Source organism: Cohnella zeiphila (assembly GCF_014212055.1).
In the GTDB taxonomy this organism is placed as follows: domain Bacteria; phylum Bacillota; class Bacilli; order Paenibacillales; family Paenibacillaceae; genus Cohnella; species Cohnella zeiphila.
The window spans coordinates 17,015-37,059 of record NZ_JACJVO010000036.1 but is presented as its reverse complement, the minus strand read 5'-3'; the positions used below and the strand labels follow the sequence as shown (position 1 = coordinate 37,059).

At 49.3% G+C, this 20,045-nt stretch carries 20 protein-coding genes; 7 read left to right on the top strand and 13 right to left on the bottom strand.

The window, feature by feature from the left end:
* Positions 1-4 precede the first annotated feature (4 nt).
* From H7C18_RS27675 to H7C18_RS27665, 3 genes are all read right to left on the bottom strand, one after another.
* On the bottom strand, positions 5-844 hold the full coding sequence (locus tag H7C18_RS27675) for a carbohydrate ABC transporter permease (protein WP_185132371.1): 840 nt from the start codon (positions 842-844) through the stop codon (positions 5-7).
* Entirely contained in the window at positions 844-1,722 is an 879-nt protein-coding gene (locus H7C18_RS27670; RefSeq protein ID WP_238358012.1) for a carbohydrate ABC transporter permease, read from the bottom strand. Before H7C18_RS27670 ends, H7C18_RS27675 begins: the two co-directional genes overlap by 1 nt.
* Before the next feature lie 138 nt (positions 1,723-1,860).
* Positions 1,861-3,210: an ABC transporter substrate-binding protein gene (locus H7C18_RS27665; protein WP_185132369.1), complete on the bottom strand. Its 1,350-nt coding sequence runs from the start codon at positions 3,208-3,210 to the stop codon at positions 1,861-1,863.
* Between the two features lie 304 nt (positions 3,211-3,514).
* Here H7C18_RS27665 and H7C18_RS27660 point away from each other — a divergent pair, with 304 nt between their 5' ends.
* Both H7C18_RS27660 and H7C18_RS27655 read left to right on the top strand, forming a co-directional pair.
* Positions 3,515-4,270: a response regulator transcription factor gene (locus H7C18_RS27660; protein WP_185132368.1), complete on the top strand. Its 756-nt coding sequence runs from the start codon at positions 3,515-3,517 to the stop codon at positions 4,268-4,270.
* A 50-nt stretch (positions 4,271-4,320) separates the two neighbouring features.
* The gene (locus H7C18_RS27655) at positions 4,321-6,078 is read left to right on the top strand and encodes a sensor histidine kinase (protein WP_185132367.1); all 1,758 of its coding nucleotides are present in this window, start codon (positions 4,321-4,323) and stop codon (positions 6,076-6,078) included.
* Between the two features lie 139 nt (positions 6,079-6,217).
* Here the strand turns inward: H7C18_RS27655 and H7C18_RS27650 are convergent, their stop codons facing one another.
* The 3 genes from H7C18_RS27650 to H7C18_RS27640 all read right to left on the bottom strand — a co-directional run bounded on the left by H7C18_RS27650 (position 6,218) and on the right by H7C18_RS27640 (position 9,660).
* On the bottom strand, positions 6,218-6,478 hold the full coding sequence (locus tag H7C18_RS27650; RefSeq protein ID WP_273388202.1) for a beta-L-arabinofuranosidase domain-containing protein: 261 nt from the start codon (positions 6,476-6,478) through the stop codon (positions 6,218-6,220).
* Positions 6,479-7,312: 834 nt separating this feature from the next.
* Entirely contained in the window at positions 7,313-9,310 is a 1,998-nt protein-coding gene (locus H7C18_RS27645) for a sialidase family protein (protein WP_337913914.1), read from the bottom strand.
* 212 nt (positions 9,311-9,522) lie between these two features.
* Positions 9,523-9,660 (bottom strand): S-layer homology domain-containing protein, encoded by a 138-nt coding sequence (locus H7C18_RS27640; RefSeq protein WP_273388201.1) that lies wholly within the window; start codon positions 9,658-9,660, stop codon positions 9,523-9,525.
* A gap of 139 nt (positions 9,661-9,799) precedes the next feature.
* Here H7C18_RS27640 and H7C18_RS27635 point away from each other — a divergent pair, with 139 nt between their 5' ends.
* Positions 9,800-10,720, top strand: a complete 921-nt coding sequence (locus tag H7C18_RS27635) for an alpha/beta hydrolase family protein (RefSeq protein WP_185132365.1) — start codon at positions 9,800-9,802, stop codon at positions 10,718-10,720.
* Positions 10,721-10,884: 164 nt separating this feature from the next.
* Here H7C18_RS27635 and H7C18_RS27630 read toward each other — a convergent pair whose 3' ends face one another.
* Both H7C18_RS27630 and H7C18_RS27625 read right to left on the bottom strand, forming a co-directional pair.
* Positions 10,885-11,586, bottom strand: coding sequence for a TetR/AcrR family transcriptional regulator (locus H7C18_RS27630; RefSeq protein ID WP_238358010.1), 702 nt, complete (start codon positions 11,584-11,586; stop codon positions 10,885-10,887).
* A 162-nt stretch (positions 11,587-11,748) separates the two neighbouring features.
* Complete coding sequence (locus tag H7C18_RS27625; RefSeq protein ID WP_337913918.1) at positions 11,749-12,624, bottom strand: SDR family oxidoreductase; 876 nt, start codon at positions 12,622-12,624, stop codon at positions 11,749-11,751.
* Positions 12,625-12,806: 182 nt separating this feature from the next.
* Here H7C18_RS27625 and H7C18_RS27620 point away from each other — a divergent pair, with 182 nt between their 5' ends.
* A complete protein-coding gene (locus H7C18_RS27620; RefSeq protein ID WP_185132364.1) occupies positions 12,807-13,388 on the top strand; it encodes a TetR/AcrR family transcriptional regulator in 582 nt (193 codons plus the stop codon).
* 145 nt (positions 13,389-13,533) lie between these two features.
* Here the strand turns inward: H7C18_RS27620 and H7C18_RS27615 are convergent, their stop codons facing one another.
* Entirely contained in the window at positions 13,534-14,910 is a 1,377-nt protein-coding gene (locus H7C18_RS27615) for a sensor histidine kinase (RefSeq protein WP_185132363.1), read from the bottom strand.
* Complete coding sequence (locus H7C18_RS27610; RefSeq protein WP_185132362.1) at positions 14,888-15,562, bottom strand: response regulator transcription factor; 675 nt, start codon at positions 15,560-15,562, stop codon at positions 14,888-14,890. Before H7C18_RS27610 ends, H7C18_RS27615 begins: the two co-directional genes overlap by 23 nt.
* A gap of 138 nt (positions 15,563-15,700) precedes the next feature.
* On the opposite strand from H7C18_RS27610, the gene H7C18_RS27605 reads away from it, so the two are divergent.
* Together H7C18_RS27605 and H7C18_RS27600 are read left to right on the top strand one after the other, a co-directional pair.
* Complete coding sequence (locus H7C18_RS27605; RefSeq protein ID WP_185132361.1) at positions 15,701-16,492, top strand: hypothetical protein; 792 nt, start codon at positions 15,701-15,703, stop codon at positions 16,490-16,492.
* Positions 16,493-16,689: 197 nt separating this feature from the next.
* Positions 16,690-16,854, top strand: a complete 165-nt coding sequence (locus H7C18_RS27600) for a hypothetical protein (protein ID WP_185132360.1) — start codon at positions 16,690-16,692, stop codon at positions 16,852-16,854.
* Between the two features lie 306 nt (positions 16,855-17,160).
* Here the strand turns inward: H7C18_RS27600 and gap are convergent, their stop codons facing one another.
* A complete protein-coding gene (gene gap, locus H7C18_RS27595) occupies positions 17,161-18,171 on the bottom strand; it encodes a type I glyceraldehyde-3-phosphate dehydrogenase (RefSeq protein ID WP_185132359.1) in 1,011 nt (336 codons plus the stop codon).
* 809 nt (positions 18,172-18,980) lie between these two features.
* Between gap and H7C18_RS27590 the strand changes: the two genes are divergently transcribed.
* Entirely contained in the window at positions 18,981-19,160 is a 180-nt protein-coding gene (locus H7C18_RS27590) for a hypothetical protein (RefSeq protein ID WP_238358009.1), read from the top strand.
* Between the two features lie 206 nt (positions 19,161-19,366).
* On the opposite strand, the gene H7C18_RS27585 is transcribed toward H7C18_RS27590, so the two are convergent.
* Both H7C18_RS27585 and H7C18_RS27580 read right to left on the bottom strand, forming a co-directional pair.
* Entirely contained in the window at positions 19,367-19,660 is a 294-nt protein-coding gene (locus H7C18_RS27585) for a DUF6509 family protein (protein WP_185132358.1), read from the bottom strand.
* A gap of 132 nt (positions 19,661-19,792) precedes the next feature.
* Positions 19,793-20,005 carry a hypothetical protein gene (locus tag H7C18_RS27580; protein WP_185132357.1) on the bottom strand — a complete coding sequence of 71 codons (213 nt, stop codon included), beginning with the start codon at positions 20,003-20,005 and terminating at the stop codon, positions 19,793-19,795.
* Between the last annotated feature and the right edge of the window lie 40 nt (positions 20,006-20,045).

Here is a 20,045-nt window from a genome sequence, read left to right as displayed (position 1 = left end):
CCTATCAGCCTTTAAGGCCCGTTGTCGCGATGCCCTCCACAAAATACTTCTGCGCAAAAAAGAACAGCAGTACACACGGAACAATGGTCATAAAGGACATAGCCATGACCTGGTTCCAGGGCGTGACGCCCGATTCGTTGTCAAGCGACATGCGCAGCCCCAGGGTTACCGTATATTTGCTCACGCTGTTTATATAAATCAGCGAATTGAAAAAGTCGTTCCAGGTCCAAATGAATTGGAACAGGAATGCGGAAATAATGGCGGGCTTGCAGAGCGGGGCGAGTATCTTGACCAGGATTTCAAAGGAATTGCAGCCGTCGATATAGGCCGATTCATCCAGTTCCTTGGGCAAGCCCCTGAAAAACTGAACCATCATGAATATAAAGAACGAATTGCAGGCAAGAAGAGCCGGTACGATGAACGGCAAATACGAATCTACCCAGTGTAGATTATTGAATATCATGTACCGCGGGATGATGACGACCGCGTTGGGCAGCATCAGCGTTGCGATCATAAGCATGAAAGCGGCATTTTTAAAATGGAACTTTAATCGCGCAAACGCATAGCTCACGACCACGCTGGACAAAACCGTAAACAGGGTGGTCGGGATCACTAGCCAAAAGGAATTACTAAAGAAATTGGTGTACGTATACTGGCCGCTGCCCTCCCAGCCCTTCGCAAAAGGAGCAAACGATATCTTGGACGGCAGCAGGTTCAGCGACCCGAAAATCTCGTCATTGCTTTTGAAGCTTGCCAGGCACATCCACACAAAGGGGTAGATCATGATCATGCCGACCGCGATCAGCAGAATGTATTTGATGGAATCTCTGGATACTCTCGCCATTACATGTTCCCCCCGTCTTCGTAATAGACCCAGTTGTTGGACGTTTTGAAGATGACGATCGTCAGGATAAAGATGATGATGAACAAGACCCACGACAAGGCGCTCGCATAGCCCATGTTGAAGTGGCTGAAGCCCTCCGAGTACAGCTTCATACCGTATAGATAGGTTGATTTCATCGGGCCGCCGTTCGTGACGACGAACGCCGAGGTAAACTCCTGAAACGCGCTGATCATCTGCATGATCAGATTAAAGAACAATATCGGCGTCAGCATGGGCAGCGTGATGAAGAAGAACATCCTTGGTCTGGATGCGCCGTCAACCAGGGCGGCTTCATAAAACGAACTGGGAATCTGCTTCAGTCCCGCCAGGAACAACACCATGGGGGAACCGAACTGCCAGACGATAATCAAGCCCAGTGTGTAAATGGCGATATTCGGGCTGCCCAGCCAGTCTACGGCGGGTATATGCAGATAAGCAATGGCCCTGTTTACGATGCCGTCCTTGGCAAACAAAATCCTCCAGAGGATGGACACGGCAACGCTTCCCCCCAGTATGGAAGGAATATAATAAATGGTTCTGAAAAAGTTTACACCTCTTATTTTCATATTCAGCAGCACCGCGACGAAAAGCGCAAAAATCAGCTTGAAAGGTACGGAAAACAGGACATACACGGCAGTGACCTTCAAAGACTGATAAAAGTCGGGGTCTCTTGTAAACATCGTGATATAGTTTTTGAAACCGATAAATCGTGTGGTGCCCATCAAATTCAGATTGGTGAACGAATAACCGAGCGATGCGATCAGGGGGTAGAACTGAAAGACAAGAAATCCGAGAACCCAGGGACTTAAATAAAGCAGAGCCCTCAGATCATCCTTCATCGTAATCCCGCTTTTGCCGCTTCCTTTCCGTTTCCTTTTTATGGTTACCATAGAAGCCCAACCAACTTTCTGAGTTTTTATCTAAATATCGAATGCTGCCTTGTGAGCAGCATTCGATATTTAACCGGTCTTGGATCCTTACTGCTGGTTATCTTTCAGCTCCCGCAGGATATCCTTCCATTGGCTGAGCAATTGGTCGGCAGCCTGATCGGGCGTTGTTTTGCCGAATTGGATCTCCTGAATGATGCTGACGGCCGCATCGTTGAGCTGCTGGTTGGTCGACAGATTGTTGTCGGCGAGACCTTGCTTCGGAAGCGCCTGATTTACGATCGCGACGGAAAGCGGATCAATCAGCTTGGCTTCCTCCAGCGCCGTTCTGGCCGTCTGCGTAGGCGGAACGGATCTTGTGTCCTTCAGCGCCAGCTGGGAATTCTTATCGTTGAGAAGAAAATTGATAAATTTCGCGCTTTCCTCTTTTTCCGGCGACTTATTGTTGATGACGATGAACGATTGGGGTCTGACAATGATGGATGTGTTCTTTGCGCCTTGTACCACCGGGATATTGGCTGTGGCCGGCGCGGCGCCCAAACCCGATTTGAACAGAGTCAGGTTGGAACCGTAATTCAGCGCGCCGCCGAACTGCTGGGCAACCCACTTGGGGTTTTGCTGAATCTGCTTGTCGTAGACGGTAGCCTCCTCGGCGGGCTGGACGATGTTCTCGTCATAGAACCGCTTGATGAGCGCAAAGCCCTGACTGGCCTGCTGCTTGTTGAAGCCGATTACATAATCGTCGCTCACCAGTTTTTCCCCGGTAAGCTGCCTGACGTAGTTTGACCACACATTCTCAAACAGGCCCTGGGAATTGATGTTGAGGAAATATTCGCTGCTGTTCGCCTGATGCACTTTTTTGCCTTCGGTGATGAACGTGTCCCAATCCCAATTGTCGGTGATGTTCACGCCGGCGCTCTTGAGCAGTTCGGAATTGTACATGAAGGTTACCGCGTTGATGCCCAGCGGCAGGCCGAGAAGCTTATTGTCGAACATGCTGAACTGGTTGATGAAATTCTGATCAAAGCTGCTGGTATCGATGATGTCCTTATATTTTGTCATATCGGCGAAGATATCGCCTTTTTGCGCATACCCCGGCAGCCAGGTGACGTCGACCTGAATAAGGTCCGGAGCCGATCCGCTGGCAATTTGCGTCGCAAGTTTGTCTCGGTAGCCCCCCATGTCTCCCGTGTATTCGCCTGAAATGCTTACGTTTGGATATTTATCCGTATACTTTTTTATCGCGTCGAGGGTGGCCTGGTTTCGGTCGTCGCCGCCCCACCACGAAAATCTTAGGTTGACTTTTCGATTGCTGGAACTTGCATCGCCGCTGCTCGAAGATGAGTTTTTCTGATTCGAAGAACAGGACGAGAGAACCCCGGCCAGAAGTAGAGCGCTGCAAAGATAAATGATAGCCCTTACAATTTTTCTTTTTCTCATTTCATCGTATCCTCCCTTTATTAATCTTTCTGTATGCTAAGGTACCTAGCGTGTTTCATTATGCGTATTTGAGAAGCGGATTGAAACCTATTCCATTTTACTTCTGCTATCCCAATTTAACTGTTTTGCAAAAGAGGTCTCTTGTTTTGACTTTTCGTATCCGTATTTAACTTTCGTGCGGAAAAGCGACCAATCCGGGTTCTTATCCGCAAGTAAAGTTGGCCCGGTCAATTGAATATTTTATAATCTGCTAATATAATGGTTTTCAGAATAATTCAGAATAATAGAATATCGAGGGCATGCCATGTACAAACTGTTAATCGCTGATGACGAAGTAAAAATCAGAGACGGTCTTGTCAATTACATCCCTTGGGATACTTTGGGCTTCGAAGTGGTTGCAGAGAGCGAGAACGGGAAGCAGGCTCTCGATTACCTTTCCCTCCATCCTGTCGATGTCATCCTGTGCGACATCAAAATGCCCATTTTCACCGGCATTGAGCTTGCCAAAGAGGTGTACGAAAACAGACGAAATACAAAAATCGTATTCATTAGCGCCTATAAGGATTTTGATTACGCTCAAAAGGCGATCGTATACGGGGTTTGCAATTATATCGTAAAGCCTACAAAGTTCAAGGAGCTTTCTCAGGTATTCAACAAGATAAAGGACGAACTTGACGCTGAGCGCCGTCGCCTTGAACGGACGAACCCGGAGCCCCTGCATGAAGAAAAATCGCTGGGATACTACGATAAGATTATCGAAACCATCAAAAACTATGTTAAGGAAAACTACCGGGAGGCCAATCTGAAACAGGCGGCCGAGCTGATTCATATGAATATTTATTATTTCAGCAGATTCTTCAAGCAAAAAACGGGACAAAACTTTTCGGATTACACCATTTCGGTCAAATTGGAGAAGGCGGCCGAGATGCTGAGGAATACACAATTCAAGACTTACGAAGTGGCTATTTTCACCGGTTATGAAAACGCTCACAATTTCTCCAGAGCCTTTAAGAACTACTTTGGAATGACCCCGACGGATTACAGGAATAAATCCCTTTAAGGGGAGGAGCGGCGAACGAATTGAGGAAATACTTCTTCTTCAGGAATTTCATGCTGTTCATCATGCCGTTTCTGATTGTCCTGCTTCTGTTTGTAACCATTTCCATCATCGCGATCCAGAAATTCGTTGTCGCCGATATCAATAAGAACAATATGAACCTTCTCCAGCAGGTTCAGCAAAACGTCGAGCTGAGCATGCACGACATGGCACAACAATCGATTTTTTTTGATAACAACAACAAAGCCATTCTGACCATCAAGTCGCTTCTCGGTGAGAACTCAATGAACTTAGACAAGCTCAATGCCTACGAGCTGATTACCGGCTTTATCAGTGCCCCGGCCAATTCCAAACCCTATATCGATTCGGTCTACATCTATATAGACAATCCCAACGGCCAGTTCTTTTCCTCCAACGTGGGACTTGTCTCTTTTGATTCCGTGGTGGACAAATCCTGGTTCGGCAGCTACAAATCCAAGGACAAGAGCGTCAGAAGCTGGACTGAGCTGAGAAACGTAAAAAAAAGCAGCTTTGATAAAACCGGGACCAAAATCCTGTCCATTTATCAAAAACTTGACAATGCGAACGGTGTGATCGTTCTCAATATTCTCGCCGATTATTTCAACAATACGCTCGTCTCCCTTTCATCTCTATCCAAGCAGGGAATTTTTATTGTGAATGAGCAGGGAGACATCATATTCAGCAACAAGTCCGATTCAAACCTTTTCACAGATAACCAATCGCAAATAAACACACATGCAAGCCCCATTTTTACCATCGACACCAAATCCGGCAAGTACATCGGATGCCAGCTTATATCGGATGAATATAAATGGAAATACATCTCTCTGATTCCTCAAAGCACCCTTTACGCAATGCCATCGAAATTGACCAAGTTCGCTCTGACCGCAATGATCATCTCTTTTATTTTCGGCTTTATACTGATCTATTATTTGACGCGCCGAAACTACACCCAGGTCGCAAACATCATCTCCATTTTGTCTTCCGCCGAAAAAGGTCTGTCACTGCCGCTTCCGCCCGACAAAATCAAAGACGAATACGGATATATCATACACAATATTCTCAAGACGTTCATAGAGCAGAGCTATTTGAAAATTCAGCTGTCCGAAAGAAAGTACAAACTGGAGGCCATGGAGCTTCTGGCTCTGCAGTCGCAGATCAATCCTCATTTCTTGTTCAATACGCTCGAAACCGTCAGCTGGGAATGCATGAAATTAATGAAGAGGCCTTTTCCGGAAGAAATATGGCCTGCCAAAATATTAGAAGTTCACCATACAATTGAAAATTTATCTGATATTTTAAAGTATTCACTCAGTAATCCGAATGAAAATGTGACTCTGGAAACCGAAATAAATAACACAAAAAGTTATGTGGAAATCCAAAAGTACAGGTACGAAGATAAGTTTGACGTAATATGGGACTGCGATTTGGCAGCAATGAATTGTACGGTTATGAAGCTGTTTTTGCAGCCCCTGATTGAAAACTCCATCTATCATGGAATAAAAGAAAAAGGAGAAGCGGGCATCATAAAAATCAAAATCAAAAGATCCAATCAGAATTTAAAAATTACAATCATCGATAACGGTGTTGGAATACGCCGCCGGAATTTGATGGACATCAGAGAAAATATGAAAGCGGAAAACGAACCTCATCAGCATATCGGCCTGTATAATACCAATAAAAGAATTAAACTTAAATATGGTGAAAACTATCAAATTAAAATCAATAGCAAATACAACTTTGGCAGCGCGGTATATATTCGAATTCCTATTCATTTATTGAACGGATGAAAAGGAGCTCCGCCTTTTTTTCATTCCTATCTGCGGTCTTTAATCCCCATGCAAGAGCCCCGGCCGATTCATTGGATTCGTCACCTGTTCACCTTGAAGTAAATCTGGTACGGTTCATACCCGATGTCCCGGATTCGTCTCAGCTCGATCGCCGGGTCCTGATGAACACATAGATCCCGTCCCCGTCCAGATAGTAGATCCCTCGGTTCCAGGCCGCGTTCGCCTGAACGATCGTTCCGTGGCAGCAGAAGAAGCTGTCCGTCTCCGAGCTCCAGTCCTTGCGCAAGCCGGCCTTCATCGACAGGAAGTACGTGAGCAGTCCGGTTTTCGGATCGTCGCGCTTGCTGCCGGTCAAAGGATATTCTTGATAATAGGCCTGCGCCATGATGCCGTTGTACAGATTGTATTCGATATATATCCAACAATCATGCGAATTAATATTCTATTAATATGCATCCTAATACGTTGAAGAAAACGAAAAAACCAGTTGGATACCATGGCATTCCCCCGGTCTTGTGCGTATCTTCCATATTATTAATTGCAATTTCAGCTCTCATGATTAATTGAGTCACATTATATTATTTAACATAAATTTAGGCTGAATTCCAATGATGGTCGCTAGGAGGCCAATTTATGAATTTCGTTTTGCAATAGTCTTGAAGAACTTGGAATAAAAAAGTTAAAAGCGCCGTGGCCCAAAACTGAATTCACGACGCTTGTTTTTTGTCGTTGGAGCTCGACTTCTAGCATTGGAAAAACCTGTACCTGCCCGGTTATTGCCAAAGAACGATCGATCGAATCGTTTCCAGCGACAGCTTTCTTCGTTCACGGCTCCGAAATATCTCTAGCCCTCCCATTCACTCGTTGGAAAGAGATGCCTCCGAACTCCGTTACAAGAACCGGTTCGCCGTCATAATCGTAGCCGCCGACCTGCATCTCCCTTTTTGAGGCGCTTCGTTCCCTTCGAAAATGGAGTACCGTTGTCGAAGATACTAGACGATATCGTGGAATTCCGTCTCTCCGATCCCGCTCAGCTTGCTTTGGTAACAGAACGGGAAAATGATTTTCTCGTAAAACGGATGCCCTCTGTACCATCCTTCTTTCCACCCGATATTATTATCGTCGAATTCGAAATCCCATTCCCCGTTTAAACTCAGCCAATCCGTTGAATGAATTGGGGTCTCGGGTATTCCCTCCCTGATGACCGATTATTCCAACTTCTTTTGCTCCACTCTTAATTCAACGATACATCATCGATCCTGGTCCATTGGTTCCCAACCGTAGATTTAACATGGAAGGCTACTCGTACTTTGCCTGTCGTCACGTTAAACGCCCCGCTGCTGATCTGCTGATAGCTGGTCGTTCCTGTTGGAATGGACACATTAACGGAGCTTCCGTAGCTGCTTACTTCCATCTGGTTAATCGCCAGACCGTCCGTAGATTCCGTCCATGCGGTGATCGTATGCGTTCCGTTCGGCACATGATCGAAGTCCTTGTAGATCCAAGTTTCAAAGGGCGATGCGCTCCACATCGCGTCGTGATAGGAGCCGCTATGGCTGCCTCCGTACGATTCCGGGAAATTAAAATCGGGATTCGAACCGGCCACGTACCAGCCGCTGGCGTCGTTCGATTCAAAGCCTTGGTTTTTCTGAAGGCTCACGTCGTCGACTCGAATCCACTGATTGCCCGTGGTCGATTTGGCGTGAAAGCATATATTCACGGTTCCGGTCGTCACGTTTATATTTCCCGAGTCGATCTGCTGGTAATTTGAAGTGCCGGTTGGTATGGGGACGTTGACGGAGCTGCCATAATTGCTTATCTCCATCTGGGCAACGGCCAGTCCGCCGGTGGATTCCGTCCAAGCGCCGACGTTGTAACTGCCGTTCGATAAATGATCGACGGTTTGGCATATTGACGTTTCATAGGGCGATGAGCTCCACATGGCGTCATGATAGGCGCCGTTTTGGCTTCCGCCCGGCACGCCGGAAGTCTCGACGAAGTTAGCGGAAGGATTGGGACCGGAAACATTCCAACCGTTTGGCGTTTGACCGGTGTTTTCTTCGAATCCGGCGTTTTTCACGTACCCTTTATTGACGAATGTACCGAATTTCAACTGAACGTTGCTTCGATAGTTTCCCTGGTCCACGCTCGTCATTGCGGCGATCTCGTTAGGGCCTGTCATGTAAAGGCTGCTCCAGGCCTTGCCGAATGGGACCCAAGGCGCCGCTCCGTTCAAATACCACGAAGTGCCGTAGTCGTCGCTGAAGGAAAGGTTTCCGCTGTTGGAGGTAACGGCAAGTTGTCCGTCGGGTAACGAGAGCAAGAAAGGAGCCGAGTATTGACCTGGAATCGTCCTGCCGATTCCGCTTGACCAGGTCGTTCCATCCATGGAGGTTTTGTAATGAATGTTGCAGTTGTCTGTCCCGCATACTTCAAATACGACCATAAACTGTCCATTATTCATTTTGGTCCATACGGGCATGCCGGGTCGCGAGGCGGAATTGCTCGGGTCCCAGGCGACCCAAATCTCGTTGCCCCACGTGGCGCCGTTATCCGTGGATACTCTCTGGGATATGATCTGACTATAGGAAGGGCTTTCGGTTACATGCTTCTCGTTCGCGTACATGACCGCAAGATTTCCGTTATCCAGGAAATAAAAATGGGGTTCATACATCCCCTTGTCCGGATTGCTCAAGCTGCCGGGAGTTCCGTTGTTCTGATCGATCGTGCTTAAATAGCTCCAGGTCACGCCCAAATCCGTGCTTTTATAAACTTTAAGCTGGTAGGATGTGCCCCATATCACCGATCGCGAACCGACAAGCACATCGCCATTCGGCAATTGAATAAGCATTCCGTTGTCTACATCCCGGCCCGGATCCGCGATGCTTCCGATCGGCGTCCACGTACGGCCGTTATCCGTGCTTCTGGCAATTTCAAGTTGGACGTTGGTTAAATAGACGGAATAAACCGACAGCCAATCGCCGTTGGCCAACTTCAACATCCTGCCGTATTCCACATTATGCGCAGCATCGTTCTTCACGACGGTAGCGGAACTCCAGGTTCCTACCAGGTTATAGGCGTAAGCCGGCAGTGCGAAAGCAACGAGAGAAACGATCAAAAGGAAAGCAGAGGCCATTTGAATTTTTGATTTCATCACATAAATTCCTCCATCTTTGTAATGGACTACAAATTTATGCGGATTCAAAGTTGATATACAGGCTCCGGTTTCCACCTCCGATTTGAACCCGTATTGGCTCATAGCTGCAGTCTATGATGCTCTCATTATAGGTCCCTATACAGCGCTTACATAACCCGAACCTTATTGGAATGGTGGACTCTGATTGGGTTTGCAACGGGGGCATGGTCGCTTCGTACCTTCGCACCTTTGTTCAAAAACAAGGCTGCTTCGATTTGACTTCAAAGCAGCCTTGTTCAAAATTTTTTTTACTTGTCCTTGTACGCAAGCATTCTCAGCAGGACCGTAACCGCCTCCGCTCTTGTCGTTTTATCGCCAGGAGCAAATCGGTTCGCGCCTTTGCCTTCGATAATGCCCAGCTTTTTCATAGCCGCCACTACTGTCATTTCCAATTTATAATCTGAAAAGAGATATTGCAAACGGAACGTTGTTCCGTATATAATTGGAACAACGTTCCGTTTATGCTTGATTTTCATGCAACAAAGCGACGAACACACTGCAATAAAAAAAGGAGATGTTCATTTTATGGGAATCAAGGTTAGTGCGCCAACTCCAGTCGTCTCGGTGAAGCCGGTAGTACTGCCTGCCCCAGGCCGTGAAGAGGATCTGCAGGTGCGTGTGTCTGCGCCCGCGTCTGGGAGCGAATTGCCTATTATTGTTTTCTCGCACGGCTTTGGCTTGTCGATGGGGAGCTATGACCCGTTGGTCGACTTCTGGGCTTCTCACGGCTTCGCAGTCATTCAACCCACCCATCTTGACTCGAAGACGCTGAACCTTCCTCCGGACGATCCACGTACACCGCTGATCTGGCGTATCCGAGTCGAGGACATGAAACGCATCCTCGACCGGCTTGATCTCATTGAAGCTTCCGTTCCCGGCCTCAGCGGGCGCCTCGATCGAGGTCGCATCGCCGTAGCCGGACATTCCTGGGGCGGCCAGACGGCGAGCATGCTGCTCGGCGCGCGAGTCCTCGATCCCGAGGGAGAACCGGGAGAGGACATGTCCGACTCGCGGATCAAGGCGGGCGTGTTGCTTGCCACGCCTGGCAAGGGTGGAGCTGACTTGAGTCCATTCGCGGCCGAGTACTTCCCCTTCATGCACCCTAGCTTCGCGAAAATGAGCACGCCGACCCTTGTGGTAGCGGGGGACCATGACCAGTCACCGCTGTCCACTCGGGGGCCGGACTGGTTCACTGACCCGTACTTCCTGAGCCCGGGCAGCAAGAGCCTGCTCACACTCTTCGGAGCCGAGCACTCGCTTGGCGGAATCCACGAGTACAACGCCAAGGAAACGACGGACGAGAACCCCGAACGTGTAGCTGCGCTGCGGGCGCTCGCCTGGGCCTATCTCCGCACCGCGCTCTACCCCGAAGACCACGCCTGGCCTGCGGCGTGTGAAGAGTTGATGAGCACGTCCAATCCGCTGGGTCGTGTCGAATGCAAATAAAGCTCTAAGAAGCTCCCTGCGCGCTATGTCTGATGATTGCCGCCGCTCAGAACTTGCCTTTCCGAGCGGCGGCATTGTTGTCTCCAGCGCGACTGCCCTTTCTCATCCAACGGGAGCTGGAGTCCGGCGCGATGACGGGGCAGATTCCATTGGAGCGACAAGCGCTAGGAGAGCTTGCTTGCTGACGAGCTTGCACGGTAGCGCAACCCATCTACGAGCAGAGCAACCATTTGCCGTGTATACTTAGAATCGTCGTTGTGTACCCCCGTACAGAGGCTCGCGGCAGCCCGCAGCAAATCATAGGGCTCGACGTCGGCACGCACTTCACCGGCAGCCGCCGCGTTATCAAGCAAGCTTCTCAGCACGGGAGTTAGTCGCTTTTCGAAGTAAGCAGGCAAGGTCCCGTATTCCGGGTTGCCTGAACCTAGAGCCGCCGCGAGTCCGCGTTTATTCGCAATGAAGTCCACGTATCGCTGCATCCATCGTGCCAGTGCCTCAGCAGGTTCATACTTGGCGCACAAATCCGCCGCTGCATCTGCGCAAGCATCGACTTCGTTACGAAAGACGGCCACGATAAGATCCGAGCGCTGCGGAAAATGGCGGTAAACAGTGCCGACGCCTACGCCGGCCTTCTCGGCAATCTCCCGCACCGGGGCGTCCACGCCTGAGGTCGCGAACACCTTCATCGCGGACTGGAGCAAAGCATCGATGCTGCGCTGTGCGTCGGCGCGAACACGTCGATTCGTGTGTTCGAGAGGCTCCAAGTCCTTACTGGGGTTTTCCCTTTTATCGTTCATCAAGTAGTCCCCCAAAAGTTTAATCTTGAATTTATTCTTACGGAACTCATCCTTTAGGCTTTTCACCATTAAATCCCCATATCCAAGTAATTGTACTATTAACATTAACATGGCTCAATCATTTATTCCGATTTATATGAAGTGGATTGGTTTCAACGTGGCTCTTTCTGCTGATAACATGGCGAAAGGGGCTTTTCCTTTGTCCGGAAAAGCCCCAAAATTCAGTTGTGCCTACATTCCGATCAGGTGGGGCGAGCTCGTTAAGAATTCTCGCACCGAGATGGCCGGTCGTCCAATTAAATTCGCAAGCGCTGGATCGGCTGGGGCAAATTCGCCCGCTCGGCTGGCCAGGAAGAACGTCAAAAACATATCGGCCACATGGTCTTGCAAGCCTTGGGATCTTAATTGGGCGCGAAACTCATCATCGGACACGACGACACGCCGAATGGACCGGCCGGTCAACTCCGTGAGGATAGCGGCAATCTCATTCAGGTCTAAAGCTTCCGAAGCCGTGAGACTTGGCGTTAACCCGCTCAGATTTTGCTCGTTCAAGACCGTTGCTGTCGCTTCGGCCAGATCAGCGTGGGTAGTCCAAGCAACCGGCCCGTCCTCTGGCGCAACCAACTCCCCTGTCTTAAGGGCGTCGCGGAGGAACCAGGGCAAGGACGCGGTATAGTACGCGTTTCTCAGGGACGTGAACGGAACCCCCGAAGCTTTCAACGCTTCCTCGGTGGCGGCGTGGTCAACCGCGGGAGGAAAATGCGATGTTTGCGACGAGCTCATATGGCTTGTGTAGAGGATTCGGCCGGCTCCTGCCTCTTTAGCCATGTCGATTGCGGTGCGGTGCTGACGAACGGCCTCATCTCCCAAGACATTGCTGGACACGATGAGAACCTGCGACGCCCCCTCAAAAGCGTGAAGAAGACTACTGGGATCCGTATAATCTCCCCGCCTAACGCGAACCCCTCGTTTTTGAAGTTCCTTCGCTCGCTCGGGATCACGGACGCTTACGCCTAAATGGTCTGCGGGAACCCGTTGAAGCAATTTCTCAACGACTGCTTGCCCGAGTTGTCCGGTAGCTCCCGTTATAATAATTATCAGAAACACCTCCAAATGAATGAGTCGATCCAAACGACAGCGTTGTTTTAGCTACAGGTATACTGTAAGCTATTCAGATAACCGTCGCAATCGACAAACCCTTGTCACCGTAGGATAGACAACATTCTTGTCCAATTGTAGGCTTTCAGTCGATTAGGCGAATGATTCGAATGTGGAGAGGAGAAGGAAGGATGCCAGTGAACGCAAACGATCCGCGAGTAAAGCGTACACGCGATTTGTTAATCCGTTCTTTTCAAGAACTTCTCGAAGAAACGAACAATGTTTACTCCATCTCCGTGCAGGATATCACGAAGCGGGCGTCTGTCAATCGCGCCACTTTCTATGACCACTTCGATGACAAATACGCATTCCTTGAACAATGGATGAGAATCAAGTTTAAGCAGATGCTCGAGTCCAAACTAAAGGACGCTTCGATTTTGGATATGAATGGTTTGCACGCCGTCATTCTGGCAGTGTATCAATTTCTCGATCGATTCCGCAGAAACTTTGCGCCTGCCGACGGTCGATTCGAACCCCTATTTGAAGCGGCGATGCAGAAGGAACTGTTTCATCTTCTCATACAGTGGTTAAGCGAAGTGTCAGGCTCGGAAGTCGCAAGCGAAGTTCGGAATGCTACGGCTGTCTGCGTAAGTTGGAGTATTTTCGGGTCAGCCCTGCAATGGTCTCGTCAACCCGAGCGTTGCGATATGGAGTCAAGCGTAAGAAACGTCATGGTCGTGATAGCGGCAAGTTTAGCTCCTGTTATCGGCTAGGTTGCAGCATTCCCGGTCGACTTGGCAGATTTCATAAGCTCCTGAAACGTCACAAGGACGAATTCCTGAAGTCGGCGTGTCTGGCCCGAGACGCACTAAATAACCGGGCGGTGCTATAGCTGCCTTAACCTGACAACAGCTCCCCCTACAGCGGGAGGCGCACTGTAAACGTAGTGCCCTTGCCGACGACGCTTTCCGCATGAATCGTGCCACGGCCGGCGTTCACAATATTTTGAGCGATCGCGAGTCCCAGGCCGTGTCCACCGGTTTGCCGCGTCCTCGACTGATCCTGTCGGTAGAAGCGATCGAAGATGCGTGGAAGCGCTTCGGGTGCGATGCCGATCCCGCTGTCCCTGACCTCAACGGTCATCATCCGTTCCCCTTTTACTGTCATATCGGCGAGCTTGACTTGTACGGCCCCGTTTTCCGGTGAATATTTCACGGCGTTATCGACAAGCAGAATGAGCAACTGCGCGAATTTCTCTTCGTCCCACTCCACAATGAGGTCAGTCGGAGCGTCCAGCTCGATGGCGATGTGCTTATTGTCTCCCAACGGCCGGAGGCGATCGACGACCTTCTCTGCCGCCAAGCCGGCATGAAACGGCGATCGGTTAAGATCAAGCTCTCCGGAATCGGAACGGGCAAGCTGCAGTAAATCTCCGGCTAGATTCGTAATCGATCCGACTTCCTGTTTCATTCCTGATAGGATGTTATGGGCGAGAGGGATGTCTGCGGCGCTTTCTTCCAGCTCTAGTTGGAGCGCTTCAATCGAGGTTAGAAGCACACTAAGCGGCGTTCTTAGCTCATGTGAAGCATCCGCTGCAAATTCTTTCTGTCTCGTGTAGGAACGAGCGATCGGGACCATCGCTTTGCGAGACATCCAAAAACTGAACCATAAAGCCAATAAAAAGAAGAGAAGCGCCATTCCGACCAGCAGAATGAGCAGCCAGCGGAACAAATTGTGTTGGAACGTAACTTCTTTCCCGATATATAACATGCTGCTCCGGTCCCCATTGAACACCAATTCACGGGCGGTAACCAAAAATTGCGCATCGTGGGCCGACACACCGCTGAATGTCTGCATCGATATTTGGGTGTAATCGTCCCGCTCGAATAGTCCTTGCGAGATCGCATGCATCACTTGCTCACGCAATTGAGACTGAATTTCGTCACCCAGCTGGACATGATCGTCATCGCCGATCAAATAATAGAACGACTGATCGTTGCTGATCGAGAAAGCATCCTCTACATCGCGAGAGGGCGGACGGCTCGAATCGCCGCCATGCTCGCTCCATTGCTTCAGCACTTGAAATTCTCTATCGGCGATTGTGCCTAGAGTAGATCGCTGCTCACTCCAAATAACCCCGTACAGCAGGATATACACAGCGATAATGAACAGGCTCAGAAATAAAATAAGCATGCCGCTGTATTGAAGCGTCAGCTTATTACGCGTCATGGCGAACAGATCGCCGTCCGCTGTCCGCCTCTTGATTCTCCATTTAAGCTTCAACTCGATACCCAACGCCTCTCACGCTCATAATGAGCTCCTGCGAAGAAGATGACACGAGCTTCTTGCGAATTAATTTGACGGTCGCATCGATCGTCTTCAAATTCACATCGACGTCGAGCCCCCATACTTTGTCCAATATAACTTCCCGCGCCAACGTAAGCCCCTTATTCTGTACGAGCAAGTCCAATATTTGAAACTCGCGGGGCGACAATTTCATTTCTTTGCCGCCGCTCTTGACGATCTGGTTGTTTCTGTGCAGCTCCAGATCGCCGATCCGGATAACCTCCTCTTGAAGCGGAACGAACGTTCTGCGCGTCAATGCCCGCAAACGGGCGAGCAGCTCCTCAATCTCGAACGGCTTCACTAAGTAATCGTCAGCCCCCGCATCGAGACCTTCAACGCGATCCTGCAACGTATCTTTTGCTGTCAGCATCAGAATCGCCCCGGCATACCCGTTCTTGCGCAGCTTTGCGCAGATGTCGCGGCCATTCCCATCCGGCATCATCCAATCGAGGACGACCACATCGTAGCTGGAAGCGATCGCATAGTCGTAAGCGTCGTGGCCCGTCGTCACCCAGTCAACCGTGCAGCCGGCTTTCTTCTTGATCATGTGCGCGGTCAACTCGCCTAACCGGACATCGTCTTCCGCCAGCAATATTTTCAAGGCGGTTCCCCCATTTCCAAATCACTCTTCTAAAAAAGTATATTCGATAGGGCTCACGCTTTCACTATATTTTCACCAAATCCAGGTAGCATCGGGAGCAAGCAGAACAACTCCACTATGGAAAGGAAGAGAATGAACATGAAGAAGACGGCAAAATGGATGGCAACTCTATTGGCGGTAGCGGTAATCCTCGGCGGGGGGACTGTGCTTGATCGTTCCAATCACACGATGGCAGCTCCATCTGGACATAACGATTGCGTTGCAGGGGACAAGGGCAAAGCAATACAGCCGCCGAGCAAAAACGACGGGCAGAGCAATCAAGGACAAGGGCAACCGCGCCCACCTAAACAATCCGGACCCGCAAATGGAGGCCAAGCTACCTCACCGGCTAATGCCCCTTCGTCCAGCAGCTTGACCACGGTCACTACATCAGAGGATGGCACCGTTTCCGTTACCGTCTCAGGAGGTTACGAGACCGACCCGCAAGATCATGGCCGACCAGTCGTTCTCATTGCCGCCGCCCTCGGAGTTCCGACTGAAGTGTTCCGCGAAGCATTCAGCGGCGTAACGCCAGCCGAGCTGAGCAGCGGCGGTCCGACCGCCCTAGAAGCGCAGAGCAACAAAGCAGCGCTGTTGAAAGTGCTGGCTCCTTACGGCATTACCAACGACCGATTGGACGAAGTATCCAACTACTATCGGTACAATGGACAGCAATCGCAAACATGGAAGATCGTCCCGGCAGTCGCCACCGCGATCGTGAAAAACGGCGTCGTAACGGGAATCGCCATCACGAACCCCGGCTCCGGATATTCTTCTGCACCAACGATAACGATTAAAAGTCCGAATGGCACGACGACAGCAAAGGCAACGGTTTCCTACTCCAAAGACTTTGCGTTAAACGGAAGCATCTCCTCCATCACGCTCAAATAGTCTATCGGAATTAGAAGGTAAATCGTGTTTACGATCTGACGCAGAGATCATGTACAGGTGGTACCCATTCGAGCAATGGTCGCCCCTCTCTCCTACGCAGGTAGGAGGAAGGCGAGTTTGGTGGTATGAGGAAATCCTTGTCCCACAAGCCTCGGCGAATGCCGAGAGGTTATAGAGCGATGTGGAGGTCATTTGCAATGGAAAAAAAGTTTTTAGGGAAAGCGCTAATCGGAAAACAAGTAGCACAGGACATTATGGACAAAAAGGGAGTGCTTCTGATGAGATCGGGAACGGTGTTGACGGAGGCGAAAGTGGCATTGCTTCAAAAATATCAAGTCGTTCAAGTGTTCGTTAAAGAGTGATTCGATTGCTTAGGGAGCAACACTCGATGAATGCCGAGAGGCTATTCGGCTAAGAGGATGTATAGCTCGAGTAAGCGGGGGCAGCTAGCCCCCATCCTCTCGCCTGCTGCAGATTCACGATATCGTAGATCATCGACATCTATTAGCTAAGAGAGTCCAACAGCGTTCAGCAAGTGCTGTATTGTTGATGGGCTCATTATTGCCCATACAGTCAATGACGTGTACAACTATAAGCTTAGCAGGATATTCGGAAATCCCCTGCTCTTTTGACGCTTGCAGCTTAAATCAAGAAGAATTGCAGCGATGTTACTTGGCGATTTTTGCGAAATATTCTAATGTTCTAACCAGTTGCGCGGTGTAAGACATTTCATTATCGTACCAGGCTACAGTTTTCACCAGTTGCTGGTCGCCAACCGTTAGAACTTTTGTTTGAGTGGCATCAAAAAGAGACCCCCATGTCATTCCTCTAACATCGGAAGATACGATCTCGTCCTCCGTGTATCCGTATGTTTCCGGATCTGATGCTTTTCTCATAGCGGCGTTAACTTCCTCAACCGTTACCTTAGTGTTCAAAACGGCTACGAGTTCTGTTACGGAGCCTGTCGGTACAGGTACACGCTGAGATGCACCATCAAGTTTGCCCTTCAGTTCAGGAAGAACGAGGCCAATGGCTTTAGCAGCACCGGTGGAGTAAGGAACAATGTTCTCTGCTGCAGCCCGTGCTGCACGGAAGTTTCCTTTTGAATCTGGGGCATCAAGGGTATTCTGGTTGCCTGTATAGGCGTGAACGGTTGTCATCAACCCGGACTGAATTCCAAATTTATCGTTCAGAGCTTTAGCCATGGGAGCCAGACAGTTCGTTGTGCAAGAAGCACCGGAAACGACGGTTTCCGTTCCGTCCAGTGTTTCATGGTTTACGTTATACACGATGGTCTTCATGTCGCCTGTTGCCGGAGCGGAAATAACGACCTTCTTTGCTCCGCCTTTCAGGTGAAGCTCGGCCTTTTCTTTGGTGGTGAAGAAACCTGTACATTCGAGTACGATATCTACGCCAAGCTCGCCCCAAGGAATTTCTTCAGGGTTGCGGTTAGCCAGCACTTTAATTTCTTGACAGTTAACAGTAAAGGCTCCATCATGAACTTCGATGTCACCATGGAAAGTGCCTTGTGTAGTATCATATTTGAGCAGATGCGCCAGCATTTTTGCGTCAGTTAAATCGTTTATCGCTACAACCTCGATATTTTCCACCTCTTGAATTCGACGGAAAGCGAGTCTTCCGATTCGCCCAAAACCATTAATGCCTACTTTTACACTCATTGAATAGTCCTCCTGTTTCGTTCGAAATCCATTCCACATAAGCTTGTCCAATAGAACTTAAAGGAAAGCACTGAGCCGAAGCCAAACAAGTTTGCCTTTGGAATGGGCTTATTTCAAAAAAAAAGATACCGATCGGTATCTTTTATTATATCAGGGTTTAAGACGTTTGCAAGGTTTCGGCCGTAAAATTTGATTTAACATGACCATTCCGTGTCACTGGCATGTTAATGATCCTTGTTTCCTCTGAATACGATCCCGTTTCGATTACCCTTCCTTGCTCCATAACAACGATTCTGTCCATTCCTTCCAAACCGTTGATTTTCCCCCTTGCGTACCCCGTTTCGCTCATGATGACACCCGCTTTCTGCTGCAGGCGGGCGCTACAAGACTTCTTGCATACCGTCTCCTTCCCATCTACATAGCGAACAATGTCACGGGAATGAGCTCAAGTTCTTGACATCGCCCATGAAAAGAACTTGATCTCAAGTTAAAAAAGCCGCGATAATCGCGGCTTTCAATGGGACAATGTTTTTGTCTTCAGACATTAGGAGCAAAACGACCCAAATAGCGAAGCACCGTCACTCCTAATTCAGTCAGTGAGTATGCCTCTGACGTCTGTCCTCTTGCCGGTACAACCTTGCGTCCGTCGACATATGTTGTTAGCGAGCCGTTAATCTTCTTCAAGGAGAGGGTGCAGCTTGTTCCTAAGCCCGCTAACACTTTGGATGGAAGTCGCCTTTTGGGTAGTTCTTGGTGCAATGGCGGTCAATTTCTTGGCTGAATTGTTCAAATCGTTAACGAGAGGTAGGTTGTCGTACGAACCGGTACTTGGCTACTTGAGGGACATTATCCATTACATCGTTCCTCTGTTGGTCCTCGCCGTGCTCACCACAATCGATAATACGGGCTGGATTGTTCTGGTCGGCTATTACATTGGCGCGGTCGCCGTATTGTTCAAATATCTGCGGGATATTCGATCGAAATTTTAACGAATCGGAGATAACGGCTCATCCCTAAGGGCCTGGAGGCATCTTGTCGAAGGTCCTCCCGGCCCTTCGTTTGTCTGCACGGAGACTGGCAAGGCTCGATCTCCCGGGGCGAGCCAATCGCAGGCAAGCTTACCTTACCGGATCGAATCGGTCCGAAGATGCGCTCCGGGACTTCCAGCGGCAGATGCCTCCGCATCTTCCTCTGCTTACTCCTCCTCGGGCAGATGCTCCTTGCAGAAAGTTGCCAACGCCTCTTCCTCTTCCGGCTCAAGGTCAAGATCCAGCGGATTGCCCGTCGACCGTTCAATCAGATCGTATCTGATGATGCCGGCTTGGTTTCCATCCACCTTGAAGATCGCCCGGATGGCAACGCCATTCTCGGAGTAGAGCTCGTCGTCTTCCTCTATGTCCAGATCGAGGAAGAATTCATATCGCTTTCCGGTCAGAATCCCAAATGGATCCTTCGCCAGCTCTGCGGTGTATTCCGTAATGTTCAGCATGCGTACACCCTTTCGATTCATTACCCTGCTATTTCAGTACCAAGAGCATCTCTCCCACCTCGAAAGTAAGATTGATGCCCTCGCTAAAGAAGTTGAGGAATTTATGATTATTTTTAAACTAAATATAAACTCTTAATCTTCGATGCCTACCAGTTCTCCTTTGACAATATGATACTTGCTTAATACAACTTTTTTCCCATCGGCATCTTCCACAGCAATAAGATTTGCTGCGATACCTGAAAGGTTCCATTCAAGCGAACCCTCAATTCGAATATTTTTGAGCAGTTCACCGTTTGTTAATGTAATATGGTAGATATGAACCTTCTTATCATTCTTCTTATTCAAAATGTATGCTCCTCCTCTTGCAAAACAAATGATCTGATGT